This window comes from Pseudomonas sp. SJZ103, assembly GCF_007828335.1.
Classification (GTDB): Bacteria; Pseudomonadota; Gammaproteobacteria; order Pseudomonadales; family Pseudomonadaceae; genus Aquipseudomonas.
Map to the genome: position 1 here is coordinate 198,037 of NZ_VIUN01000001.1, position 25,832 is coordinate 223,868.

A 25,832-nucleotide genomic window follows, 5' to 3' on the forward strand; every position below is an offset into this window, starting at 1 on the left:
CCTGATTTCCCGGAGTGCCTTTTTTGCGCGGGTGAATGAGTGAAAATTTGTGTCACTCAATCAAGGTCCAAGGGAGGCACGACGATGACCCCTGCAATCGGCATCAAGGGGCACTGCGCCCATTGCGACATCACGTTTGAACTCAAGCCTTGGCAGTTGAATGCCATCGCCATTGAAGAGCCCTTTGATTGCCCGTATTGCCAGCGCATCCTGGCGTTGAACTGCCCCCGGCAGTTGCGCCATTTCAAGGCGCTGGACCACTGGGCGCTGGTACGCCCGAGCATGGCCGTGCTGACCTGCGTGGTGCTGATCGTGGCGCTGGTGATGGAGTGGGTGGGGCTGATCAGCCTGATCGGGCAACTCAATGTGTCGTTAGTGGTGCTGCTGGTGCATTTCCTGGTGTTGCGCTATGCCCGTCATCGGCAGCGCATGACCTTGAACCTGCAAGCGGTGACCCCGGTACTACCAATTGAACAGCTCGCACGCATTGCGTGTGCTCGCCTCGGCCAGCGCTAGGGGGCTGGTGCCCATGCGCTCGGCCAAGGCGGTGCAGATCGCCGGCAGGTGCTCCGGGCTGTTGCGCTGGCCCGGGTACATGGCCGGCGCCATGTCGGGGGCGTCGGTTTCCAGTACGACCGCGTTCAGCGGCAGGTGTGCCAGCACCTTGTGCATGCGCAGGGCCTGGGGCCATGTGGCTGCGCCGCCCAGGCCGAGCTTGAACCCCAGCTTGATGTATTCGTGGGCTTCTTCCCGGCTGCCGGCAAACGCGTGGATGATGCCGCCCCGTGGCAGGCGGATGCGCTTGAGTGTGGCAATCACGGCCGCGTGGCTGCGGCGTACGTGGAGCAGCGCCGGCAGTTGGAAGTCCACCGCCAGTCTGAGTTGGGCTTCGAACAGGCCTTGCTGGCGTTCGCGATCCAGCTGTTCAAGAAAGTAATCCAGGCCGATTTCACCCACCGCGCAGAGCTGTCGATGGCCGTGCAGGCGGGTCAGCCAGTCGCCCAGCTCCGTCAGGTCGGCGGGCTTGTGGTCATCGAGATAGACCGGGTGCAGGCCAAAGGCTGCGAACAAATCTGCATCCGCCTGCACCAGATCCCACAGCCGCTGCCAATTCTGCTGATACACCCCCAACACCACCATGCGCTGTACGCCCAATGTGCGGCTGTGAGCGAGGACTTCCCGGCGATCACTGTCGAAGTCCGGGAAATCCAGGTGGGTGTGGGTGTCGATCAGCTCCACGCTCAGGCCTCGTGGATACGCTGCTTGAAGGTCCGGCCGATGGCGTGCACGCCCGGTTGGTACTGTTCTTCTTCAATGGCGGCCAGGGCCAGGCGCAGGGCGGTGTCGGCAATCAGCTGATGTTGCTGGGCCATGGCGTTGACCGGCAGCGGCAGGAAGTCCAGCAACTGGGTGTCACCAAACGTGCCCAGGCGCAGCGGGCGCGACTTGAGCGGGAAGTCATGCAGTGCGTCGAACACGCCTTGCAACAGCACGTAGGACGTGGTCACCAAGGCGTCAGGCAAGTGCCCCAGTTGATGCAGAAGTTGCTCCATCAGCTGTCGGCCACAGTCGCGGCTGAAGGCTTCGCCGTGTTCGACGATGACCTCGCCGGTGAAACCGTCAAGCGCTTCACGGAAGCCAGCCGCACGCTCCTGGCTGATGCTCAGCTCGGGCCGCGCGCCAATCAGTACGATCTGCTTGGGCAACGGTTGCAGCAAGCTGCTGGTCAGTTGCTGGCAGGCCTGGCGGTCGTCGCTGACCACCGAGCAGAACTGGTCCGCCCCCATCACCCGGTCGATGGCAATCACCGGCAGACCCTTGGCTTGCAGCTCGCGGTAACTGTCGTCGCTGGCCGGCAGGCAACTGGCGACGAACAGCGCGTCGCAACGGCGGGCGCGGAACAGTTGCAGCAGTTGGCGCTCGCTGTCGGCTTCATCGTCTGAGCTGGCGATCAGCAACTGATAGCCGCGTGCCCGTGCACCTTGCTCCAGCAGTTTGGCGATGCGTGCGTAACTGGGGTTTTCCAGATCCGGGAGGATGAACCCCAGGGTACGGGTATGCCGACTGCGCAGCCCGGCGGCCTGGGGGTTGGGCGTAAAGCCATGGGCTTCGACCACCGCACGCACCCGGTCGACGGTCGCGCTGCTGATGCGTTGCTGTGCGGCTTTGCCATTGATGACATAGCTGGCGGTGGTCACGGACACACCGGCCAGACGTGCGATATCACTGAGTTTCAAACCGGGATTTCCTTGTTTTTTGGAGCTCGCCCCGACATTTTGTCCAATCGTAACCGATTCCTGCACACGACCAATGTCTCAGCTCAAGTGCCGAGTGGTTCTTCAAGGATGCGCAATTAACGCGTAACCTGCCATAAATTCTAGATTAAACGTTTCAGCCAGCGTATTTTTACGACGTTAGCCACTGAGTGCCTACTGCCAATTGACTGCTCAGTCAGTTATCCCGGAACACCATTACACTGTTTTATTCAAAACAATACCTAGTGCGTCCATCGCACTAACTAGGAGAACGGCATGCTTGAGCTCACTGTAGAGCAGATTTCCATGGGCCAGGTGGCTGTGGATAAATCTGCTGCCTTGCACCTGCTCGCAGACAAACTGGTGGCTGATGGCCTGGTTGCCGAGGGTTATCTCAGCGGCTTGCAAGCCCGTGAAGCCCAAGGCTCGACCTTTCTTGGCCAAGGTATTGCCATCCCCCATGGCACCCCCGAAACCCGCGATCAGGTGTTTTCCACCGGCGTGCGCCTGTTGCAGTTCCCCGAAGGGGTGGACTGGGGCGATGGGCAGATTGTGTACCTGGCCATTGGTATTGCCGCCAAATCCGACGAACACCTGCGCCTGCTGCAACTGCTCACCCGCGCCCTCGGTGAAACCGACCTGGGCCAGGCGCTGCGCCGCGCCGGCACGGCTGAAGCCTTGCTGAAACTGCTGCAAGGCGCACCGCAGGAGCTGGCGCTGGACGCGCAGATGATCAGCCTGGGCGTGTCGGCCGATGACTTCGAAGAACTTGTCTGGAGAGGCGCACGCTTGCTGCGCCAGGCCGATTGCGTCAGCAATGGGTTTGCCGCCGTGTTGCAGCAGGTCGATGCGCTGCCCCTGGGTGATGGCTTGTGGTGGCTGCACAGCGAGCAGACGGTCAAGCGCCCGGGCCTGGCGTTTGTCACCCCGGATAAACCCATGCGCTACTTGGGCCAGCCGCTCAATGGGCTGTTCTGCCTGGCCAGCCTGGGTGAGGCGCACCAGGCCCTGCTTGAGCGCCTGTGCGCCTTGCTGATCGAAGGTCGCGGCCAGGAATTGGGCAGCGCCACCAGCAGTCGCGCGGTGCTCGAAGTGCTCGGCGGTGAGCTGCCGCCTGATTGGCCGAGCGCCCGCGTCACCCTGGCCAACGCCCACGGCCTGCATGCCCGGCCGGCAAAGATCCTCGCGCAGTTGGCGAAAAGTTTTGAAGGCGACATCCGTGTGCGCATCGTCGATGGCCCGGTGGGCGCCGTGTCGGTGAAGAGCCTGAGCAAGTTGCTGAGCCTTGGCGCCCGGCGTGGCCAGGTGCTGGAGTTTGTTGCTGAACCCACGATTGCCGGCGATGCATTGCCCGCGCTGCTGGCCGCCGTCGAAGAGGGCCTGGGCGAAGAGGTCGAGCCACTGCCGACCGTGAGCGCACAGCCCGAAGCCCTTGATATCGCGCCAGTGATCAGCGCGCCACAGGCTGGCAGCCAGCTCCAGGCCATCGCCGCAGCGCCGGGCATCGCCATTGGCCCTGCACATATCCAGATTCAACAGGTGTTCGATTACCCCTTGCGCGGCGAGTCCTCGGCCATTGAGCGCCAGCGCCTGCAAGACGCCCTGGCCGATGTGCGCCGGGACATCCAGGGCCTGATCGAACGCAGCCAAGCCAAAGCCATCCGCGAGATTTTCATCACCCACCAGGAAATGCTCGACGACCCGGAACTCACCGACGAAGTCGACACCCGTCTCAAGCAAGGTGAAAGCGCACAAGCGGCGTGGATGAGCGTGATCGAAGCCGCCGCCAAACAGCAGGAATCGTTGCAGGATGCCTTGCTCGCCGAGCGCGCTGCCGACCTGCGTGACATCGGTCGCCGGGTGCTGGCGCAACTGTGCGGCGTCGAAACCGCCCAGGAGCCGAGCGAACCCTACATCCTGGTAATGGACGAAGTCGGCCCCTCCGACGTCGCGCGCCTGGACCCGGCCCGCGTCGCCGGCATCCTCACCGCCCGTGGCGGCGCAACAGCCCACAGCGCCATTGTCGCGCGTGCCCTCGGTATTCCGGCGTTGGTCGGCGCAGGCCCGGCGGTGCTGCTGCTGGCCGCCGGCACGCCGTTGTTGCTGGATGGCCAACGTGGCCGCCTGCATGTAGATCCTGACGCGGCCACCCTGCAACGCGCCACCGTCGAGCGCGATACCCGTGAGCAACGCTTGCAGGCCGCCTCGGCCCAGCGCCACGAACCGGCGCTGACCCGTGATGGTCACGCCGTGGAAGTGTTCGCCAATATCGGCGAAAGCGCCGGTGTGGCCAGCGCCGTGGAGCAGGGCGCCGAAGGCATTGGTTTGCTGCGCACCGAACTGATTTTCATGGCCCACCCGCAAGCCCCGGACGAAGCCACCCAGGAAGCCGAGTACCGCCGTGTGCTCGACGGCCTCGGGGGCCGTCCGCTGGTGGTGCGCACCCTCGATGTGGGCGGCGACAAACCGCTGCCTTATTGGCCGATTGCCGAGGAAGAAAACCCCTTCCTCGGCGTACGCGGTATTCGCCTGACCCTGCAACGCCCGCAGATCATGGAGGCGCAATTACGCGCGCTGCTGCGCTCGGCGGATAACCGCCCGTTGCGCATCATGTTCCCGATGGTCGGCAGCGTGGATGAGTGGCGTGCGGCACGGGATATGACCGAGCGCCTGCGCCTGGAAATTCCGGTGGCCGACCTGCAACTGGGCATCATGATCGAAATCCCGTCGGCAGCCTTGCTCGCGCCGGTGCTGGCCAAGGAAGTGGACTTCTTCAGTGTCGGCACCAACGACCTGACCCAGTACACCCTGGCTATCGACCGTGGCCACCCGACCTTGTCGGCCCAGGCCGACGGCCTGCACCCGGCGGTACTGCAACTGATCGACATCACCGTGCGCGCGGCCCATGCCCATGGCAAATGGGTCGGTGTGTGTGGCGAACTGGCGGCGGACCCGCTGGCGGTGCCGGTGCTGATCGGCCTGGGTGTGGATGAGTTGAGCGTGTCGGCCCGCAGCATTCCCGAAGTGAAGGCGCGGGTGCGTGAATTCAGTCTGAGCGAGGCCCAGGGCCTGGCGCAAAAAGCACTGGTGGTGGGCACGCCCGCCGAAGTGCGTGCCCTTGTGGAGGCCGTGTAGATGGCAAGGATTCTGACTCTGACGCTGAACCCGGCGTTGGACCTGACGGTACGCCTGGCGCACCTGGAACCGGGTGAAGTCAACCGCAGCGAAACCCTGCTCAGCCATGCCGCCGGCAAAGGCGTGAATGTGGCGCAAGTCTTGGCCGACCTGGGCCATCAAGTGACCGTGGGCGGTTTTCTCGGTGAGGACAATCCCCACGCCTTCGAGGCGCTGATTGCACAGCGTGGTTTTGCCGACGCGTTTATCCGCGTGCCCGGCGAAACCCGCAGCAATATCAAGATTGCCGAGCAGGACGGCCGGGTCACCGACATCAATGCGCCGGGGCCGTTGGTCAGTGAGCAGGCGCAGCAAGCGTTGCTCGACCAATTGACGCGCATTGCGCCGGGCCATGATGCGGTGGTCGTCGCCGGCAGCTTGCCGTGTGGGGTCAGCCCGCAGTGGTTGCAGGGGCTGTTGGAACACTTGAAGCGTCTCGGCTTGAAAGTCGCCCTGGACACCAGCGGCGAGGCGCTGCGTGCCGGTCTTAAGGCGGCCCCGTGGTTGATCAAACCCAATACCGAAGAGTTGGCCGATGCCCTGGGCAATTCCACTGAGGTGATCAGCCAACTGCATCAGCAGGGTGTTGAACATGTGGTCGTCTCCGACGGTGCCGCGGGCGTGAGCTGGTACAGCCGGGCTCCCACCCTGCATGCCACGCCGCCCAAGGTCACGGTGGCCAGTACTGTAGGCGCCGGCGACTCGCTGCTGGCCGGGATGCTCCATGGTTTGCTTGAATCTGAAGCGCCCGAACGAACCCTGCGCCGCGCCACGGCAATTGCCGCCATGGCGGTGAGTCAGATCGGTTTTGGCATCAGCGACGCCGAGCAGTTGGCGCGTCTTGAAAGCGGCGTCGCTGTACGCCCGCTGACAGAACAATAAGAGGGTTTGTCATGAAGTTAGCCATTGTTACTGCCTGCCCGAACGGCATGGTCACCAGTGTGCTGTGCGCCCGCTTGCTGGACGCCGCCGCGCAACGCCAGGGCTGGAGCACCAGCGTCGAGGTGGTGGATGTGCAGCGCCCGGAGCGCCAGTTGTCCCAGGCCACGATCGACGACGCCGAATGGGTGTTGCTGGTCAGCAGCACCGCGGTGGATATGCAGCGGTTTGTCGGCAAGCGGGTGTTCCAGAGCACACCGGCCCAGGCGCTGGCGGATGTCGAAGCGGTGTTGCGCCGAGGCGCTGAAGAAGCCCAGGAGTATGTCGTCAGCCAAGCAGCGGCTGCGTCGAAGCATGCCCCGCGTATCGTCGCGATTACCGCCTGCCCGACCGGCGTGGCCCATACCTTCATGGCCGCCGAGGCCCTGCAACAGACCGCCAAACGTCTGGGCTATGACTTGCAGGTCGAGACCCAGGGCTCGGTCGGTGCGCGTACGCCGTTGAGCCCCGAGGCCATCGCCAATGCCGATGTGGTACTGCTGGCGGCCGACATCGAAGTCGCCACCGAGCGTTTCGCCGGCAAGAAGATCTACCGTTGCGGCACCGGTATTGCGCTCAAGCAATCCGAGGCGACCCTCAACAAGGCCCTGGCCGAAGGCGCGGTGGAAAGTGCCGCCAGCGGTACCGTGGCCAAGCAAGAAAAAACCGGCGTCTACAAACACCTGCTGACCGGTGTGTCGTTCATGTTGCCGATGGTGGTGGCGGGCGGTTTGCTGATCGCCTTGTCGTTCGTGTTCGGCATTCATGCGTTTGAACAGGAAGGCACCCTCGCGGCTGCGCTGAAAACCGTCGGCGACCGTGCCTTTATGCTGATGGTGCCGTTGCTGGCGGGTTATATCGCTTACTCGATTGCCGACCGCCCGGGCATTGCCCCCGGCATGATCGGTGGCCTGTTGGCGGGTACGTTGGGGGCCGGTTTTATCGGCGGGATCTTCGCCGGTTTTCTCGCCGGTTATTGCGTCAAGCTGATCACCCGTGCGGTGAAGTTGCCGCAGAGCCTGGAAGCACTCAAGCCGATCCTGATCATCCCGTTGCTGGCGAGCCTGTTTACGGGCTTGGCGATGATCTACCTGGTGGGGCCGCCGGTGGCGCGCATGCTTACAGGCCTGACCGATTTTCTCGCGACCATGGGCACCACCAATGCGGTGCTGCTGGGCATCTTGTTGGGCGGCATGATGTGTGTCGATCTGGGCGGGCCGATCAACAAGGCGGCGTACGCGTTTTCCGTCGGCTTGCTGGCGGCACAGAGCGGCGCACCGATGGCCGCGACCATGGCGGCCGGCATGGTGCCGCCAATCGGCATGGGCATCGCCACGTTCCTGGCGCGACGCAAGTTTGCCCAGACTGAACGCGAGGCCGGCAAGGCCGCGATGATTCTGGGCATGTGCTTTATCTCCGAAGGCGCGATCCCGTTTGCCGCCAAGGACCCGTTGCGCGTGATCCCGGCCAGCATCGCCGGTGGCGCGTTGACCGGTGCTCTGTCGATGTACTTCGGCTGCAAACTGGCCGCCCCCCATGGCGGCCTGTTTGTGTTGATCATTCCGAATGCGATGAACCATGCGCTGCTGTACTTGCTGGCGATTGTCGCCGGTAGCCTGCTGACCGGTTTGGTGTATGCGCTGATCAAGCGTCCGGAAGCGGCCGAGCTGGCTGTCGCACCGGTGTCATAACCGCATGCTTTAGTGGCCCTTTTGATACTCAAGAGGGCACCTGCATGAGCCACTTCGATCTCGGCCGTCGCCGTGTGATGCAAGCCGTCGGCGCCGGCCTGTTGCTGCCGGGCCTGGCCCCGGCGGTGATCGCTTCGGTCAAGGACCGGCCGCAACTCACCGACGGTGTGCAGTCCGGCGATGTGCTGGGTGACCGCGCGATGATCTGGAGCCGCAGCGACCGCCCGGCGAAGATGGTGGTGGAGTGGGACACCCGCAGCGTGTTCAGCAACCCGCGCAAATTCGTCTCGCCCCTGGCCGACAGCCGCACCGATTTTACCGCCCGCGTCGAACTCACCGGGCTGCCCGCCGACCAGGCGATTTTCTACCGCGTGCATTTTGAAGACGCCCAGACTGGCGTCGCCAGCGAGCCGTGGTTCGGCCATCTGCGCAGCGTGCCGCAACAGCGTCGCGACATCCGGTTTGTGTGGAGTGGCGACACCGTCGGCCAGGGCTTCGGCATCAACCCGGACATCGGCGGCATGCGTATCTACGAAGCCATGCGCCTGCGCCTGCCGGACTTCTTTATCCACAGCGGCGACACCATCTACGCCGACGGCCCGGTACCCGCGCAATTGCCCACCGAGGGCGGGCGTATCTGGCGCAATATCACCACCGAAGCCAAGAGCAAAGTCGCCGAAACCCTCGACGAATATCGCGGCAACTACCGCTACAACCTGCTGGATGAAAACGTGCGTCGCTTCAATGCCGAAGTGCCGCAGATCTGGCAGTGGGACGACCACGAAGTGGTGAATAACTGGTCCCCTGGCAAGCAGCTCGATGAGCGCTACGAGACCAAGGACATCCATGCCTTGGTCGGCCGTGCACGCCAGGCCTGGCTGGAATATTCACCCATGCGCCGGCAGAGCGCAGACGGCGGCGGGCGGATTTACCGCAAGCTCAGCTATGGCCCGCTGCTGGATGTATTCGTGCTCGACATGCGCAGCTATCGCGGCCCCAACGATGACAACCTGGGCGGCGAAAAACCCTTCCTCGGCCGCGAGCAGTTGGACTGGCTCAAGCGCGAACTCAAGGCGTCCCAGGCGCAGTGGAAGGTGATCGCCGCCGACATGCCCATCGGCCTCGGCGTGCCCGACGGCGAAGTCAGCCCCGGCGTGCCGCGCTGGGAAGCCATCGCCAACAATGACCCAGGCCCGGCGCAAGGTCGCGAGCTTGAAATCGCCGAATTACTGGGCTTTTTGCGCGCGCAGAAGGTGCGCAACCATGTGTGGCTGACGGCCGATGTGCATTACTGCGCGGCCCATCACTACCACCCGGATCGTGCGGCGTTCCAGGATTTCGAACCGTTCTGGGAGTTTGTCGCCGGGCCTCTGAATGCGGGCAGCTTCGGCCCCAATCCACTGGATAAAACCTTTGGCCCTGAGGTGGTGTTCGAGAAGGCCCCGCCCGCGCAGAACACCTCGCCGTTTGCCGGGTTTCAGTTTTTTGGCGAAGTGCAGATTGATGGGCAGACAGCGGAGTTGACCGTTATTTTGCGCGACCTGGATGGGGTCTCGGTGTTCCAGCAAAAACTGCAACCGGTCTGACTTGAAATGCGATCCAAATGTGGGAGGAGGCTTGCCCCCTCCCACATTGGATCACATCAATAGACGTCGCGGCGGTAGCGACCTTGTTCGATCAAGCGCTCCACCGCTTCACTCCCCAGTATGTCGACCAGCGCCTGGTCCACGCCCGTCGCCATCCCCTGCAAGCTCCCGCACACATAAATCGCCGCGCCGTCCGCGAGCCATTTCCGCAGGACATCGGCGGATTCGCGCAGGCGATCCTGCACGTAGATTTTCTCCTCCTGATCCCGGGAAAATGCCAGGTCCAGCAGCGCCAGATCACCACTGGTCAGCCAGCCTTGCAGCTCGTCCTGGCAGAGGAAGTCGTGGGCGATGGTGCGTTCGCCGAACAGCAGCCAGTTGCGCTGCTGGCCTTCGGCAATGCGTGCCTTGAGCAAGCTGCGCAGGCCGGCCAGGCCAGTGCCGTTGCCGAGCAGAATCAGCGGTATGGGCGTGTCCGGCAGGTGGAAGCCACTGTTGCGGCGCAGGCGCAGGCTGATCGTCGAGCCAATGGCGGCATGTTCGGTGAGCCAACCGGAGCCCACACCCAGGCTGCCGTCGGGGTGGCGTTCCTGACGCACGATCAATTCCAGCACGCCATCGCTGGCAATCGAGGCGATGGAGTATTCGCGCATGCCCAGGGGCGCGAGCGCATTCACCAGCGCTTGGGCATGCAAGCCCACCAGATGTGCGCGGTTGTCCGGCAGTTGGCGGGTCGCCAGGGCTTGGTTGAGGGTGTGTGCGAGGCCGTCGACCAGCACGCCGTCGGCGCCGGTCAGGCCCAGGCCTTGGAGGAAGTGCTCGATGGCCCCCGGGCAATTGCGCGGCAGGATTTCCACCAGGTCGCCGGCCAGCCAGTTTTGTTTCGATGGCGATGTGAGGCCCAGCAGGTAGACGCCCGAGCTGGCGCTCCCAGGGTTCAGCAGGGTGCGCTGGCTCAGAGTCCAGTTTTCATACTGGGCGGTCGGCCAGGCCGCCGCCGGTGCGTGGCCGGTCAGTTGGCCAAGCTGTTGTTGCCAGTGCAGCAGGGCGGCCGTGTCGCCGCTGTCGACTTCCACTGGGGCGAACAACGGGTTGCCGCCTTGGTTGGTCAGCCAGAAGTGCAGGCGACGGGCGAAGCCGCAGAAGTGTTCGTATTGGCGATCACCCAGGGCCAGTACCGAGTAGTTCAGGCCCTTGAGCGACAGATCCTGGCCGAGCACGCTGCGCTCGAAACTGCGGGCGCTGTCGGGGGCTTCGCCGTCGCCGAAGGTGCTGACTACGAACAACGCATTTTCCGACTGACGCAAGTCGTCCTGGCTGACACTGCCCAATGGCTGCACCTTCACCGGCAAGCCGGCCGCCTGCAATTGTCCGGCGGTCTGCCAGGCCAGTTGCTCGGCAAACCCGCTCTGGCTGGCAAAGCCGATCAGCCAGGCCGGGGCATCACTGCGGTTGGCACTGAGGCCTTTGCGCGCGTCGCGCACCTGGCGTTTTTTACGCCGACGGTCCAGGTACAGCAGCCAGCCGGAGATGAAGAACAACGGCATGAGTAGCGAGCTGACGGTGAGGATAATGCGCCCCGCCAGGCCGAAATAACTGCCGGTGTGCAGCGCGTAGAGGCTGGTCAGTAACTGCGACTTAAAGGTTTTGTCGGCGTACGCGTCATGGGATTTGACCTCGCCGGTAGCCGGGTCCAGGTTGATCTGGTTCAGTGCGCGGTTGTGGGGTGAGTCTTTGAGCAGGTAATAGACGATGGCGGGTTGCCCGGCGACGGCTGGCATGCGGATGTTATAGGTACTCAAGCCTGGGCCGGCAGTGCTGTAGATGCTGCTCCAGATTGCGTCGTAGTTGGCTACGGGGGACGGGCCTTCGGGCGGCGGACCGCGCTTGCGCATCCGTTCATTTTGCGGCGCGTCGGACAGCAGTTTGGTCAGGCCCTGGCTGTACCAGTCGTAGGACCAGGACAGACCGGTCAGTGCCGCCAGCAGGTAGGCCAGCAGGCACCAGGTGCCGAACACCGAATGCAAATCCCAGTTGAAGCTGCGGCCCTTTTTGCGCCAGTCCAGCGTCAGCCAGGCACGCCAGTTGGCGACCTGGCGCGGCCAGCGCAGGTACAGGCCGGATAGGCAGAAGAACACCAGGATCAGTGTGCAGGCGCCAGTGATCTGCCGGCCGGTTTCGCCCATGGCCAAAAAGCGGTGCAGTTGCAGGATAAAGCCGAGCACATCCTGGCCGAACGCGTCGCCCATGTAGTCGCCGGTGTAGGGGTCGAAATAGCGCATCTGGCCACGGCGTTCGCCCGGCGGCGGGGTGAAGAACACGCGGGCGGCGTTGCCGCTTTCGCTTTCCACCCACAGCATGGACACGGTCTTGCCTTCGGTGGCTTCCAGCTTGCGCACCAGCTCGGCGGGCGGCAGCACGCCGGCTTCGCGCTTCTCCACGCTCAACACGCTCGGGTTGAGCGCGCGCAGAATCTCATCCTGAAACGAGATCGCAGCCCCGGTGATCCCCATCAAGGCCAGCACCAGCCCGGCAGTGATGCCGAAGAACCAGTGCAACTGGAACAGGGTTTTCTTCAACACGTCGGACCGCCTCGTCTATCTGAATATGTAGGGCACGGCGCGCATTATGCCGTGGGTTGTCGAGAAACATTCTGTTTGACACGCAAAAGCCCCACGCATCCGATGCGTGGGGCTTTGTGGGCTGCTGACCGTTTAGAAGTGGAAGCTTGTGGACAGCAGCGCCGTGCGGCCCGCCGCCTGGTTGGCGAAGTGCGAGGCGTAGGCTTTGTCGTAGTAGGTCTTGTCTGTCAGGTTCTGCACGTTCAGTTGCAGGTCGACGTTCTTGGTCAGCTTATAGCTGGCCATGGCGTCGTAGCGTGTGTAGGACGGCACATACACGGTGTTGGCCGCATCGCCGTAAACCTGATCGACGTAGAACGCGCCACCGCCGATGGTCAGCTTCGGGGTCACGTTATAGGTGGTCCACAGGCTGAACGAGTTCTCCGGCGTGTTGGGCATCTGGTTGCCTTTGTTGGAACCTGCCTGGACGACGCCCTGGCGGTTGCCGTTTTTGCCGGGGTCAACCAGTTCGGCTTTCAGGTAGCTGTAGCCGGCGAATACTTGCCAAAGCTCTGTGAGCTTGCCGCTGGCGGACAGTTCCAGGCCATCGACCCGCGATTCGCCCGCCGTTTCGTAGGTGTTGGAGTCCACCAGGATGCGGGTGTTTTTCTTCTCGGTACGGAACACTGCGGCAGACAGGGACAGGCGGTTGTGGAACAGGTCCCACTTGGTGCCCAGCTCGTAGTTGACGGTTTCTTCGGGCTTGAGGTCGCTGGTGTTGATGCCGGTAGGAATCGCATTGCTGTCGACCCCTTCGCCCACCAGTCCACCTGCCGGTGAGGCCGAGGTCGCGTAGGAGGTGTAGATGCTGCCGTTCTCCAAAGGCTTCCAGACCAGGCCGGCCTGCCAGTTGAAGAACTGGCTGTCGTCCTTGACCTTGCTGCGTGCCTTCACGGTCGCGCTGGGCACTGCGTTGATGTTTGCTTCGGTGTCGAAGGTGTCGTAGCGCAGGCCGACGTTCAGCAGCCATTTCGGGTCCAGCTCAATGGTGTCGAACACATAGGCGGCACGGCTGGTGGCCTTGGTGTTGGTGCCGTTGTAGTTGCGCGCGATGCTGCCGGTCCAGGCATCGTCTGGATTCGGGTTGCTCAGCGAGGTGCATTGGCCACCCCGGCCGCCGCCGGCCACGGTGCACGTCGGGTTGGTGTTCGGTGTGACGGTGTAACCACTGACGCGGGTTTCTTCGCCGGTGAACTCCAGGCCGGTGGAATAGCTGTGCTTGAAGCCAAGCGCCTGGAAGTTGCCGAACAGATCTGTCTGGTTGGTGGTGGTCGTGGTGGTGGAGACGCGAGCGTTCGCGCGACGCCACACCGTGCCGAAACGGTTGACGTTGCGTTGGCTATCGTCCGGCTGGGTAAGTACGTAGTCCTGGCCGGTGCTGCCATGGCGCAGGGTGTTTTTCAGCGTCATGTCGTCGTTCAGGTCGTGCTCGATGGAGAACGTGCTGATGTCCGCGCGGGTCTTGCGGAAGTCGCGGTCCTTGAGACCGTAGAAGTTATTGCTGTCGCCGCCGTCGGTGGGTTTGTCGTGCGCGTGGGTGGTGGCGGTCGCAGAGCTGTAGCCATACGGAATGCCCGAATCCGGCAGGTCATTGCTTTCCATATGGTAGTAGCTGAGGTTGACGCGGGTCGGCGTGCCCAACCCAAAGGTCAGCGATGGGGCCACGCCCCAGCGGTCGTAATTTACAGCGTCACGGCCAGCCACGTTCTGCTCGTGGCTCATCAGGTTCAGGCGGAACGCGGCGCTGTCGTCGAGGAATTGACGGTTCACATCGAGTACATAGCGGCGGGTCTGGTCGGAGCCGTAAGTGAAGCCGCCGTTGGTGAAGTCCCGGGCTTGCGGGGTCTTGCTCACCAGGTTGAGGCTGCCACCGGCCGAGCCACGACCGCCGAAGGAGGAGTTCGGGCCTTTGCTGACTTCGATGGACTCGATGTCGAAAATCTCACGGCTCTGGCCGCCGGTGTCGCGCACGCCGTCCAGGTAGGTGTCGCCCTGGGCGTCGAAACCACGGATGAATGGACGGTCGCCCTGCGGGTTGCCGCCTTCGCCAGCGCCGAAGGTAATCCCCGGTACGGTGCGCAGGGCATCCTGCAACGAGGTGGCGGCGGTGTCCTTGAGGACTTGTTGTGGCACCACGGTCACCGAGCGCGGCGTATCCACCAGCGGCGCGGTGTATTTTTGCGACGAGGCTTTTTCGACCTGGTAAGCGGTGTTGTCCTGTTCTTCGCCGGTGATGCTGGTGGCGCCGAGGGAGATACTGTTGCGCTGGCCTTTTTGTTCAGTGTCTTCGGCCGCCTGCGCCAGATGGGCGACAGAGCTGGCGCTGAGCGCAACGCCGATGGCCGAAGCCAGCATACGGGGTGAAGCAACAGGTGTTTTTGTGGTGGTGCGCGACATGACGTGTCCTTTCCCCAAGGATGTGAGGCGGCGGAATATAGGGTGAACAAGACTTTCTATCAATTGAGATACATTACTATTCGCGCTGAATTTACATTCTTTACACTTTTGGCTTACGGTTTTTACGATCTCGTTCGTCTTTGGCGTTTTACAGGGCGGATAAGAATCAATACCATTAGCGCCTCTTTGCCTACAGGTATTGCCCCATGTTGCTGCACATTCCCGGCCTGTTCTCTCGCGAGGAAGTGCAGCGCATCCGCCACGCCCTGGAAACCGCCGATTGGGCCGATGGCAAAATCACCGCCGGGCACCAGTCCGCCAAAGCCAAGCACAACCTGCAATTGCCCGAAGGCCACCCACTGGCCAAGGAAATCGGCGCGGCGATGCTCGAAAGGTTGTGGAAAAACCCTCTCTTTATGTCGGCAGCGTTACCGCACAAGGTCTTCCCGCCGCTGCTCAATTGCTACACAGCCGGTGGCAGCTTCGACTTCCATATCGACAATGCCGTGCGCCAGGCCAGGGGCAGCCATGAGCGGGTGCGTACGGACCTGTCGTCCACGCTGTTCTTCAGCGACCCGGACGACTATGACGGCGGCGAACTGGAGATCCAGGACACCTTCGGCCTGCAGCGCGTGAAGTTGCCGGCCGGCGACATGGTGCTGTACCCCGGCTCCAGCCTGCACAAAGTCAACGCCGTGACCCGTGGTGCGCGCTATGCCTCATTTTTCTGGACCCAAAGCCTGGTGCGTGAAGACAGCCAGCGTACGCTGCTGTTCGAGATGGACGGCGCCATCCAGCAACTGACCCGCGATGTACCTGATCACCCGGCCCTGATCCAACTCACCGGCACCTATCACAACCTGTTGCGTCGTTGGGTCGAGGTCTGACATGGGCTTTTTATTGCGCCGCGAAGAAGTGCTCAACGTTGAGCAATTGCAGGGCATGCTCGACGACTCGCCGGTGCGCGCGGCCCAGGCGATTTTGATCGCGGCCAAGGAGGGCGTGGTGGATGCCCAAGCCTTGCTCGGGCAAATCCTGCTGGAAGGCCGCGGTATAGCGCGCGATGAAGCGCTGGCGCTGCGTTGGTTCCAGATTGCGGCGCAGGGTGGGCATTTAATGGCGCGCAATATGGCCGGGCGTTGCCGGGAGCATGGCTGGGGGTGTGCCATCGACGAAACGGCGGCTGCACGGGAATATCGGTTGGCGGCAGACGCGGGATTGGATTGGGGCCAGTACAACTATGCCAATCTGCTGGCGACGGGGCGGGGTGTTGCCGAGAACCCACAGCAAGCGCTGGCCCTGTATCGGCAAGCCGCAGAACAGGGCCATGCCAAGTCGATGAACCTGCTGGGGCGCTATCTGGAAGACGCTCAGGTTTGCCCGAGGGACCTGGAGGCGGCTGTCGAGTGGTATCGACGTTCAGCCGAGGCCGGGGATTTTCGCGGGCAGTTCAGCTATGCGGCGGTGTTGGCCGACAGGGGCCAGGTCGAGGCGGCGTTGGCGTGGCTGCGCAAGGCGCTGGCGGGCGGAAATCTCAAGTTCCTGCGAACAGCCCACAAGGCCTTGGCTGCGGCGAGTGATCCGCAGGTTAGAGCGCTGGCGGAGGCCTACCGCCAACGGGCCGTGAGCCTTTCCTGAGGCATAAAAAAACCCATGACATGTCATGGGTTTTTTGTGCGCAGCCGTCTTACACGTAGAACGACTTCAGCGGCGGAAAGCCATTGAACTCAACCGCGCTGTAGCTGGTGGTGTAGGCACCGGTCGAGAGCCAGTACAAACGATCACCGATCGCCAGGTTCAGCGGCAGGCCGTACTTGTAGTTTTCGTACATGATGTCGGCGCTGTCGCAGGTCGGGCCGGCGATGACCACTTCTTCCATCTCGCCTTTCTTCTCGGTCCAGATCGGGAACTTGATGGCTTCATCCATGGTTTCGATCAGGCCGGAGAACTTGCCCACATCCGTGTACACCCAACGCTCGACGGCAGTACGGGATTTACGTGCAACCAATACCACTTCACTGACCAGGATACCGGCGTTGGCGATCAAGGAGCGGCCTGGCTCGAGGATGATTTCCGGCAGGTCATCGCCGAAGTCTTCCTTGAGGAAACGGATGATCTCTTCGGCGTAGGTTTCCAGGCTGTTGGTGCGGGTGATGTAGTTGGCCGGGAAGCCACCGCCCATGTTGATCAGCTTGAGGTGGATGCCGTCTTCTTCCTTCAGGCGTTCGAAGATCACTTTGACCTTGGCGATTGCCGCGTCCCACACGCTGATGTCGCGTTGCTGCGAGCCAACGTGGAACGAAATGCCGTACGGCACCAGGCCCAGGTCACGAGCGAGGATCAGCAGGTCCATGGCCATGTCGGTCTGGCAGCCGAATTTGCGCGACAGAGGCCAGTCAGCGGTGGTCGAGCCTTCGGTGAGGATACGTACGTACACTTTCGAGCCCGGTGCGGCCTTGGCGATGTTGCGCAGGTCGGCTTCGGAGTCGGTGGAGAACAGGCGCACGCCTTTCTCGTAGAAGTAGCGGATGTCCTTGGATTTCTTGATGGTGTTGCCGTAGCTGATACGGTCGGCGCTGACGCCGCGGTCCATGACCTTGTCCAGCTCGTAGATCGAGGCGATGTCGAAGCTCGAACCCTTGTCTTTCAACAGGTCGATGATCTCGACGGCAGGGTTGGCCTTGACCGCGTAATACACCTTGGCGAATTCGAAACCGGCGCGCAGGTCATCGTAGGCCTGGCTGATCATCGCGGTGTCGATCACCACGAACGGGGTTTCTTGCTTGTCGGCGAACGCCTTCATTTTGTCAAAAGTGGCGCGCGCGAAATAATCTTCGACGTTGATCGACATGCTGGGAACTCCTAAGGGCAAACTAAATTGATCAATGGGTGCAAATGAACGTCCTCCGTATCCCCACTTTGGTTCGCCTACTTCCCAAGGCATGTCGCCGAAAGCAAAAAGGCCATGGGAACAACCGCTTCCCTTGGCCTTGCTGTCTCGTCGTCAGTACTTGAGCCGGATGGATCGTTTCCAGCATGGACGTTCGGCGCGAACTTTAGGACGTGAGGGGCCATAGATCAACTAAAAATGTCGCGTTTTTGCACGCGTTCGTCGCGGGACCGCGTGCAGCTACTTATGTAACCGACACGTGTGACGGAATGATGTTCCCCGGATGGGGATAATTGAAGGTATTTCCCTGACAGATCGCGGACCAAATGTGGGAGGGGCTTGCTCCCGATACCGGTGGATCAGTGACAGATGAAGTGACTGACACGCCGCCATCGGGAGCAAGCCCCCTCCCACATAAGATCAGGCCAGGGCGGTCTCGGCAGGGGAGACAATACTGGTCTTGCCCCCACGGGACTTACCGGAGCTCAGGTACTCGGCGATCGATTCCTGGGTCACCTCACCCAGGAACACCCGCTCCGCATCCATTACCGGCAGCCACGAGCGGTTGAACTCGTACATACGCGACAACAGGATGCGCAAATGCTCGTCGTACGCCGCCGTGGCGTTGAACTCACGCAGGTACTGGCCGCAGGTGCCGGTCTGACGGTGCAGGTCGCGACGGCGTACATAGCCGAGTGCCTTGTTCTCGGCGCACGTGACTACCACATAGCGGCGGTCGGTTTCGTCCATCAGCTCCAGGGCCTCGGCTACCGGGGTTTCCGGGCTCACCGACGGGGCGTTGTCGGCCGCATCTTCAGCTTTCACCAGCAGCAGGCGCTTGAGGGTGCTGTCCTGGCCCACAAAGTTGCTGACGAACTCATCCGCCGGATGTGCCAGCAGCGTATCCGGGTGGTCGATCTGCAGCAGCTTGCCGGCGCGGAAGATGGCGATCTTGTCACCCAGCTTGATGGCTTCGTCGATGTCGTGGCTGACCATGATCACGGTCTTGTTCAGCGCGCGTTGCATCTCGAAGAACTCGTTCTGGATCATTTCGCGGTTGATCGGGTCGACCGCGCCGAACGGCTCATCCATCAGCAGCAACGGCGCATCGGCCGCCAGTGCGCGAATCACGCCGATGCGCTGTTGCTGGCCGCCCGACAGTTCACGCGGGTAGCGATGCAGGTACTGCTTGGGTTCCAGCTTGATCATGCTCATCAACTCGCGGGCGCGGTCGTGGCATTTCTGTTTGTCCCAACCCAGCAGCTTGGGCACGACCACGATGTTTTCCTCGATGGTCATGTTCGGGAACAGGCCGATCTGCTGGATCACATAGCCGATGTTGCGACGCAGGGTCACTTCGTCGAGGTCGGTGGTGTCTTCGCCGTTGATCAGGATCTTGCCCGAGGTCGGCTTGATCAGGCGGTTGATCATTTTCAGCGTGGTGCTCTTGCCGCAGCCCGAAGGGCCGAGGAATACGCAAATCTCGCCTTCGTTGACGGTCAGGCTTACGTCGTTCACGGCCGAAACAGTCTTGCCGTTGCTTTGAAAAGTCTTGGTCAGGTTTTGAAGTTCGATCATTTGAGCAGTCCTTTTGGAGTCAGCGAGCGTTGCAGCCATTGCAGAAGCAGGTCGGCGAAGATGGCCAGGAGACTGACCAGCACGGCGCCAACGATCAGCATCGACATGTCGCTGCGGCTGATGGAAGCCAGAATAAGTACACCCAGGCCACCGGCGCCGATGGTGGCGGCGATGGTCATGACGCCAATGTTCATCACCACGGCGGTACGCACACCGGCGAGGATCACCGGCACGGCGATGGGCAGCTCAACCATGCGCAGGCGCTGGCCGAAGGTCATGCCGATGCCTTTGGCGGCCTCGCGAATGCCCGGTTCAACGCCGGTGAGGGCCAGGTAGGTGTTACGCATGATCGGCAGCAGGGAGTAGAGGAACACGGCGGTGATCGCCGGCATCGGCCCCAGGCCCTGGCCAAACTTGGAGTAGAACGGCAGCAGCAGGCCGAACAGCGCGATGGACGGTACGGTCAGCAGCACCGTGGCGCTGGCTTGCAGGGGGGCGGCGAGGGTTGGGAAGCGGGTCATCAGCACGCCGAGGGGCACGCCGACGACAATCGCCAGGATCACCGCGATACCGACCAGGGTGATGTGCTGCCAGGTCAGGTGCAGGACCTGGGCCCAATCAAGATGGGAAAAGGCGTTCAGGAATTCCATGTCTTCTCCTTCTTAGTTGATCGGATGTTGGCGCAGGAAATCGGCGGCAACAGCGGATGGGCTTTCATGCTCGACGTCGACCCGTGCATTCAACTCGCGCATGGTTGCGTCGTTGAACAGTTCGGCCAATGGCTTGAGCTCGGCGGCCAGTTGAGGGTGCTGGTCGAGGTATTGCTGGCGAATCACCGGGGCGGCGGTGTAGTCCGGGAAGTAGTGCTTGTCGTCTTCCAGCAGCTTCAACTTGAACGCGTTCAGGCGACCGTCGGTGGTGTAGACCAGACCGGCAAACACCTGGCCGTTACGCAACGCGGTGTAGACCAGGCCGGCGTCCATCTGCCGGGTGTTTTTACGCGTCAGGTTCATGTCGTACAGCTTGACCATGCCGCCCATGCCGTCGGAACGGTTGGCGAACTCGGTGTCCAGGGCCACCAGGCGCGTGCCTTTGGTTTTCTGGGCCAGGGCTTGGGTCAGGTCGCTGATGGTGTTGATCTGCGGGAATTCCTTGGCCACGTTTTCCGGCAATGCCAGGGCGTAGGTGTTGCTGAATTTCGACGGCGACAGCCAGGCCAGGCCTTTTTTCGCGTCGAGTTCTTTGACCCGGGCGTAGGACTGTTCGCTGTCGAGCTTCTCGTCCACATGGTTGTAGGCCACCAGCGACACGCCGGTGTATTCCCAGATCAGGTCCAGTTGCCCGCTTTCCTGGGCACTGCGCGCCAGGTTGCTGCCCAGGCCGCCGGTCACGCGGGCGTCGTAGCCCTTGGTACGCAGGTACTGGGAGGTGATTTCGGCGAGCAGGGTCTGTTCGGTGAACACCCGTGCGCCGATGCGAATTACCGGTTTTTCAGCCGCTTGCGCAAAACCTGCAAACAGCAGGACGCAGCTCAATATCAAGGTCAGTCTTTTCATGTGATTTCCTTTGCCAAGCCTTAAGACGGACGCAACCCGCGTTCCAGCCAGAGGCGGCTGGCCATGGTCACCAGACCGTCGAGCAGCAATGCCAGCAGTGCGGTGCATGCGGCACCAAGCAGCAGTTGCGGCTGATTGTTCAGGGCGATGCCGGGGAAAATCAGGCTGCCCAGGCTGTTGGCACCAATCAGGAACGCCAGCGGTGCGGTACCGACGTTGATCGCCAGTGCCACGCGAACGCCACCGATGATGATCGGCACGGCATTCGGCAGTTCGACACGAAACAGCACCTGGCGCGGGGTCATACCGATGCCGGTGGCGGCTTCTTTCAGCGAGCCCTGAACGTTTTTGAGGCCTTCGTAGGTGTTGCGCACGATGGGCAACAGGGAGGCGAGGAACAGCGCGAAGATGGCCGGGCCGCTGCCGATGCCGAGGACGCCGAGGGCGATGGCCAGTACGGCCAGAGGGGGGACGGTGTTGCCGATGTTGAAGATCTGCATGAAGCGTTCTGCGCGCCCGACCATGTTCGGTCGGCTGAGCAGGATACCGGCGGGGATGCCCACAATCAGGGCCGCCAGCATGGAGACTAGAACAAGGATCAAATGAGCTTGCAGGTAAAACAACAAATCGTCGCGGCACAGTTCGATCGTGTTGATGCCGATCCAGTGGACCAGCAGGGCCAGGAGAGCGACGATAACCACTCCTCCTATCAGCCCTTTGCCATAGCGAATAGCCACAGGCGGACTCCTTTTTTCTTTTGTCGGCGAACACATTTCCGAGCGGCAATGCCATTCCTGGCTGCCTCTGAATGAGTTCGCGAAAAGCAGCTCGCCAATACCGGCAACGCGGTATCAAATCGAGCCATAAGCGCAGCCTCGTCAGGCTAACTTGCTGATTTTTCAGCCCCTGTTCCGAGTGCGATAGCAGGGGAGTGGACGTCTCTACCTTTTAAAAGGTTCCACAGTTGGCAGTATTTAGCCACCCCCAAAGGGGTGAACGGTGGTCCGTCACTCCCGGTTTGCGCTATACTCGCCGCCCTTTTTTGACTCACCTGCCAGGCGATTTCCCATGACCCACCAGGCCGCCGAAGTCGCGAAACGCCGCACTTTCGCCATTATTTCCCACCCCGATGCCGGTAAAACCACCATCACCGAGAAGCTCCTGCTGATGGGCAAGGCGATCGCAGTGGCCGGCACGGTGAAATCCCGCAAATCCGACCGCCATGCCACCTCCGACTGGATGGAAATGGAAAAACAACGGGGTATTTCCATTACCACGTCGGTCATGCAGTTCCCGTATCGCGACCACATGGTCAACCTGCTCGACACCCCGGGCCACGAAGACTTCTCCGAAGACACCTATCGCACCCTGACTGCGGTGGACTCGGCACTGATGGTCCTCGACGGCGGTAAGGGCGTCGAGCCACGTACCATCGCGCTGATGGACGTGTGCCGCCTGCGTGACACGCCGATTGTCAGCTTCATCAACAAACTCGACCGCGACATCCGCGACCCGATCGAATTGTTGGATGAAATCGAAGCCGTCCTGAAGATCAAGGCCGCGCCGATCACCTGGCCGATCGGTTGCTACCGCGACTTCAAGGGTGTGTACCACCTGGCCGACGACTACATCATTGTCTACACCGCCGGCCACGGTCACGAACGCACCGATGTGAAAATCATCGAGAAGCTCGACTCCGACGAAGCCCGCGCCCACCTGGGTGACGAGTACGACCGCTTTGTCGACCAGTTGGAACTGGTGCAGGGCGCCTGCCATGAGTTCAACCAGCAGGAATTCCTCGACGGCCAACTGACCCCGGTGTTCTTCGGGACCGCCCTGGGCAACTTCGGCGTCGACCACGTGCTCGACGCCGTCGTGAACTGGGCACCGAAGCCGCTGGCCCGTGTCGCCAACGAGCGCACCGTGGAACCGGTGGAAGAGAAATTCACCGGCTTCGTGTTCAAGATCCAGGCGAACATGGACCCCAAGCACCGCGACCGTATTGCCTTCATGCGCATCTGCTCGGGCAAATACGAAAAAGGCATGAAGATGCGCCACGTGCGCACCGGCAAGGACGTGCGCATCGGCGACGCCCTGACGTTCTTCTCCTCCGAGCGTGAACAGCTCGAAGAGGCCTACGCCGGCGACATCATCGGCCTGCACAACCACGGCACCATCCAGATCGGCGACACCTTCACCGAAGGCGAAGCGCTGGGCTTCACCGGTATCCCGCACTTCGCTCCGGAACTGTTCCGCCGCGTGCGCCTGCGTGACCCGCTCAAATCCAAGCAACTGCGCCAAGGCCTGCAGCAACTGGCAGAGGAGGGCGCGACCCAGGTGTTCTTCCCCGAGCGCAGCAACGACATCATCCTCGGCGCCGTCGGCGTGCTGCAGTTCGATGTGGTCGCCAGCCGCTTGAAAGAGGAATACAAGGTCGAGTGCTCCTACGAGCCGATCACGGTGTACTCCGCGCGCTGGATCGAATGCGCCGATAAGAAGAAGCTGGAAGAGTTCTCCAACAAGGCCGTGGAAAACCTCGCGGTCGATGGCGGTGGTCACCTGACCTACCTGGCCCCGACCCGGGTGAACCTGGCGTTGATGGAAGAGCGCTGGCCGGATGTGAAATTCCGCGCGACCCGCGAGCACCACTAAGGTCCGAGCGCCGCAAAACAAAATGTGGGAGGGGGCTTGCCCCCGATAGCAGTGTGTCAGCCAGTACCTTGGGGGCTGACACTACGCTATCGGGGGCAAGCCCCCTCCCACATTTTTGGTCTCCACCAGGCATGGGATTGGCGAGAATCCGGCATCGGGTCTAGCGTTTACCCACCGACTGTAAAGGAGACCACCGTGCGAAATGCTCAACGCGCCATTCCCCTGGTGTTGCTGGCCGTCCTGGGGCTGACGACCCTTCCGGCGCTGGCGGGCGCAGGAGCGCCGCAGTGGAAAGACACCGGCCCGGTCACCAAGAAAAAGCAGAACGAGGTCAACTCCGGCAGTTGGCAACCCCAGGCCCAGCCCGCGCCAAAAGAGGACGCAGAAAACCCCTACAACGAAGGGGAAGACAGCGAAACCTACGACGACGGCGACAGTTAATTGCATCCAAAAGAAAGCCCCTCCCGCCAGGCTGATGCGCAACCTGACGGGAAGGGCTGTAGAACGCTGTATTTACTGCTTACACATTGATCATTCCCACGCTCCGCGTGGGAATGCCGGCACAGGGTTTCAGGCCACGAATTGCTCCGCGTAGTGGCAAGCCACCTGGCGGTTATCCAACGCCCGCAACTGCGGCTCCTCGCTGCTGCAACGCGCCGTCGCATACGGGCAGCGCTTGTGAAAAGCGCAGCCTGGCGGCGGGTTCAGTGGGTTAGGCAACTCACCAACGATTTTGATCTTCGGTTTGTTCGGATCCGGATGAATGGTCGGGGTGGCCGACAGCAGCGCCTGGGTGTACGGGTGCAGGGGGCGGGCGTAGATATCTTCCTTGGGGCCAACTTCCACCGGGCGGCCGAGGTACATCACCATCACGTCATCGGCGACGTGTTGCACCACCGCCAGGTTGTGGGAGATGAACACGTAGGCGGTGTTGAACTCCTGCTGCAGGTCCATGAACAGGTTGAGCACCTGGGCCTGGATCGATACGTCGAGGGCCGAGGTCGGTTCATCCGCCACCAGCACTTTCGGTTGCAGCATCATGGCGCGGGCCAGGGCGATCCGCTGGCGCTGGCCACCGGAGAACATATGCGGGTAGCGCTGATAATGCTCAGGGCGCAGGCCCACTTGCTTCATCATCGCCTGCACTTTCTCGCGACGTTCGGCGGCGGACAGGTTGGTGTTGATCAACAGCGGTTCGCCCAGTTGATCACCGACCTTCTGGCGTGGGTTCAACGAGGCGTAGGGGCTCTGGAACACCATCTGCACGTCTTTGCGCAGTTGCTTGCGCTGGGCCTTGTCGGCGCCGGCGACTTCCTGGCCGGCGATTTTCAGCGAGCCTGAAGACGGCTCTTCAATCAGCGTCAGCGCACGGGCCAGGGTGGATTTGCCGCAACCCGACTCGCCTACAACCGCGAGGGTTTTGCCGGCTTCCAGTTCAAACGACACACCATTAAGCGCGCGTACCAGCGCATGGCCCTTGAACAGGCCACGGGACACTTCGTAGTGACGGGTGAGGTCGCGGGCGGTAAGAACGACGGCCATTACGCCACCTCCTGGTTCAAGGGGTAGAAGCATCGCGCAAGGCTGTTGCTTTTCGGATCAAGGCTGGGTCGCTGGGCACGGCAGGATTCCTGCACATACGGGCAGCGTGGCGACAGCAGGCAACCCTGCGGGCGGTCATAGCGGCCAGGCACGATACCCGGCAGCGTGGCCAGGCGCGTGGCGCCGAGGCTGTGCTCGGGAATCGCCTTGAGCAGCGCTTCGCTGTACGGATGCGCCGGGATGTCGAACAATTGCGGCACTTGGCCGACTTCCACCGCTTGGCCGGCGTACATCACGCACACACGCTGGGCGGTTTCAGCCACGACCGCGAGGTCGTGGGTGATCAGCACCAGGCCCATGTTCTGCTCTTTCTGAAGGGCCAGCAGCAGTTCCATGATCTGCGCCTGGATGGTCACGTCCAACGCGGTGGTCGGTTCGTCGGCGATCAGCAATTTCGGTTCGCCGGCAATCGCCATGGCGATGGCTACTCGCTGGCTCATACCGCCGGACAGTTGGTGCGGGTAGGCATCCATACGGCTGGCAGCGCCCGGGATCTCGACTTTTTCCAACAGCTCGATGGCCCGTTTACGCGCTTGCTTGCCGGACATCTTCAGGTGCAGGCGCAGCACTTCTTCAATCTGGAAACCCACGGTGTAGCTGGGGTTCAGCGCGGTCATCGGGTCCTGGAACACCATCGCCAGGTCTTTGCCGACGATCTGGCGGCGCTGGCGGTTGCTCAGCTTGAGCATGTCCTTGCCGTCGAAGTTCAGGGCGTCGGCGGTGACGATGCCGGGGTGCTCGATCAGGCCCATCAGCGCCATCATGGTCACGGATTTACCCGAGCCCGACTCGCCAACGATGGCCAGGACTTCGCCTTTGTCGACGGAAATATCGAGGCCATCGACCACCGGCACGGCGGTCTTGTCGCCGAAGCGGACGTTGAGATTCTTGATTTCTAACAGTGACATGGGA

Annotated in this window: 20 protein-coding genes; 9 read left to right on the top strand and 11 right to left on the bottom strand. The window is 62.1% G+C overall.

All coding sequences use genetic code 11. The features are described from left to right. Window positions 1-84: 84 nt before the first annotated feature. Complete coding sequence (locus FBY10_RS01115; protein WP_145335377.1) at window positions 85-516, top strand: hypothetical protein; 432 nt, start codon at window positions 85-87, stop codon at window positions 514-516. On the opposite strand, the gene FBY10_RS01120 is transcribed toward FBY10_RS01115, so the two are convergent. Both FBY10_RS01120 and cra read right to left on the bottom strand, forming a co-directional pair. Further along, window positions 463-1,239, bottom strand: a complete 777-nt coding sequence (locus FBY10_RS01120) for a TatD family hydrolase (RefSeq protein ID WP_145335375.1) — start codon at window positions 1,237-1,239, stop codon at window positions 463-465. The genes FBY10_RS01115 and FBY10_RS01120 overlap by 54 nt on opposite strands. A 2-nt stretch (window positions 1,240-1,241) precedes the next feature. Then, window positions 1,242-2,237: a catabolite repressor/activator gene (gene cra / locus FBY10_RS01125; RefSeq protein WP_131698474.1), complete on the bottom strand. Its 996-nt coding sequence runs from the start codon at window positions 2,235-2,237 to the stop codon at window positions 1,242-1,244. Window positions 2,238-2,531: 294 nt separating this feature from the next. Between cra and ptsP the strand changes: the two genes are divergently transcribed. The 4 genes from ptsP to FBY10_RS01145 are packed head-to-tail and all read left to right on the top strand — an operon-like array spanning window position 2,532 to window position 9,624. Beyond that, the gene (ptsP, locus tag FBY10_RS01130) at window positions 2,532-5,390 is read left to right on the top strand and encodes a phosphoenolpyruvate--protein phosphotransferase (RefSeq protein WP_145335373.1); all 2,859 of its coding nucleotides are present in this window, start codon (window positions 2,532-2,534) and stop codon (window positions 5,388-5,390) included. Further along, window positions 5,391-6,311 carry a 1-phosphofructokinase gene (pfkB, locus tag FBY10_RS01135; protein ID WP_131698472.1) on the top strand — a complete coding sequence of 307 codons (921 nt, stop codon included), beginning with the start codon at window positions 5,391-5,393 and terminating at the stop codon, window positions 6,309-6,311. Window positions 6,312-6,322: 11 nt separating this feature from the next. Then, entirely contained in the window at window positions 6,323-8,038 is a 1,716-nt protein-coding gene (locus tag FBY10_RS01140) for a PTS fructose-like transporter subunit IIB (protein ID WP_131698471.1), read from the top strand. A 44-nt stretch (window positions 8,039-8,082) separates the two neighbouring features. Then, window positions 8,083-9,624 carry an alkaline phosphatase gene (locus FBY10_RS01145; protein WP_145335371.1) on the top strand — a complete coding sequence of 514 codons (1,542 nt, stop codon included), beginning with the start codon at window positions 8,083-8,085 and terminating at the stop codon, window positions 9,622-9,624. A 56-nt stretch (window positions 9,625-9,680) separates the two neighbouring features. Here FBY10_RS01145 and FBY10_RS01150 read toward each other — a convergent pair whose 3' ends face one another. Together FBY10_RS01150 and FBY10_RS01155 are read right to left on the bottom strand one after the other, a co-directional pair. Further along, window positions 9,681-12,206: a sulfite reductase flavoprotein subunit alpha gene (locus FBY10_RS01150; protein WP_145335369.1), complete on the bottom strand. Its 2,526-nt coding sequence runs from the start codon at window positions 12,204-12,206 to the stop codon at window positions 9,681-9,683. A 132-nt stretch (window positions 12,207-12,338) separates the two neighbouring features. Continuing rightward, window positions 12,339-14,642, bottom strand: coding sequence for a TonB-dependent siderophore receptor (locus tag FBY10_RS01155; RefSeq protein WP_145335367.1), 2,304 nt, complete (start codon window positions 14,640-14,642; stop codon window positions 12,339-12,341). A gap of 206 nt (window positions 14,643-14,848) precedes the next feature. On the opposite strand from FBY10_RS01155, the gene FBY10_RS01160 reads away from it, so the two are divergent. After that, on the top strand, window positions 14,849-15,529 hold the full coding sequence (locus tag FBY10_RS01160; protein WP_145335365.1) for a Fe2+-dependent dioxygenase: 681 nt from the start codon (window positions 14,849-14,851) through the stop codon (window positions 15,527-15,529). Window position 15,530: 1 nt separating this feature from the next. After that, a complete protein-coding gene (locus FBY10_RS01165; protein ID WP_131698466.1) occupies window positions 15,531-16,280 on the top strand; it encodes a tetratricopeptide repeat protein in 750 nt (249 codons plus the stop codon). Window positions 16,281-16,329: 49 nt separating this feature from the next. On the opposite strand, the gene FBY10_RS01170 is transcribed toward FBY10_RS01165, so the two are convergent. From FBY10_RS01170 to FBY10_RS01190, 5 genes are all read right to left on the bottom strand, one after another. After that, the gene (locus tag FBY10_RS01170; RefSeq protein WP_014716890.1) at window positions 16,330-17,493 is read right to left on the bottom strand and encodes a type III PLP-dependent enzyme; all 1,164 of its coding nucleotides are present in this window, start codon (window positions 17,491-17,493) and stop codon (window positions 16,330-16,332) included. Window positions 17,494-17,952: 459 nt separating this feature from the next. Next, window positions 17,953-19,110 (bottom strand): betaine/proline/choline family ABC transporter ATP-binding protein, encoded by a 1,158-nt coding sequence (locus tag FBY10_RS01175; RefSeq protein WP_053131666.1) that lies wholly within the window; start codon window positions 19,108-19,110, stop codon window positions 17,953-17,955. Next, the gene (locus tag FBY10_RS01180; RefSeq protein WP_131698465.1) at window positions 19,107-19,760 is read right to left on the bottom strand and encodes an ABC transporter permease; all 654 of its coding nucleotides are present in this window, start codon (window positions 19,758-19,760) and stop codon (window positions 19,107-19,109) included. Before FBY10_RS01180 ends, FBY10_RS01175 begins: the two co-directional genes overlap by 4 nt. A gap of 12 nt (window positions 19,761-19,772) precedes the next feature. Further along, window positions 19,773-20,666, bottom strand: coding sequence for a glycine betaine ABC transporter substrate-binding protein (locus FBY10_RS01185; protein ID WP_145335363.1), 894 nt, complete (start codon window positions 20,664-20,666; stop codon window positions 19,773-19,775). Between the two features lie 20 nt (window positions 20,667-20,686). Next, on the bottom strand, window positions 20,687-21,403 hold the full coding sequence (locus tag FBY10_RS01190; RefSeq protein WP_145335361.1) for an ABC transporter permease: 717 nt from the start codon (window positions 21,401-21,403) through the stop codon (window positions 20,687-20,689). A gap of 331 nt (window positions 21,404-21,734) precedes the next feature. Here FBY10_RS01190 and FBY10_RS01195 point away from each other — a divergent pair, with 331 nt between their 5' ends. After that, window positions 21,735-23,318 carry a peptide chain release factor 3 gene (locus FBY10_RS01195; protein ID WP_131698463.1) on the top strand — a complete coding sequence of 528 codons (1,584 nt, stop codon included), beginning with the start codon at window positions 21,735-21,737 and terminating at the stop codon, window positions 23,316-23,318. Between the two features lie 195 nt (window positions 23,319-23,513). Then, entirely contained in the window at window positions 23,514-23,759 is a 246-nt protein-coding gene (locus FBY10_RS01200) for a hypothetical protein (protein WP_131698462.1), read from the top strand. A gap of 129 nt (window positions 23,760-23,888) precedes the next feature. Here the strand turns inward: FBY10_RS01200 and FBY10_RS01205 are convergent, their stop codons facing one another. Beyond that, the gene (locus FBY10_RS01205) at window positions 23,889-24,860 is read right to left on the bottom strand and encodes a peptide ABC transporter ATP-binding protein (protein ID WP_017138288.1); all 972 of its coding nucleotides are present in this window, start codon (window positions 24,858-24,860) and stop codon (window positions 23,889-23,891) included. After that, window positions 24,860-25,828 carry an ABC transporter ATP-binding protein gene (locus FBY10_RS01210; protein WP_131698461.1) on the bottom strand — a complete coding sequence of 323 codons (969 nt, stop codon included), beginning with the start codon at window positions 25,826-25,828 and terminating at the stop codon, window positions 24,860-24,862. Before FBY10_RS01210 ends, FBY10_RS01205 begins: the two co-directional genes overlap by 1 nt. Window positions 25,829-25,832 lie beyond the last annotated feature (4 nt).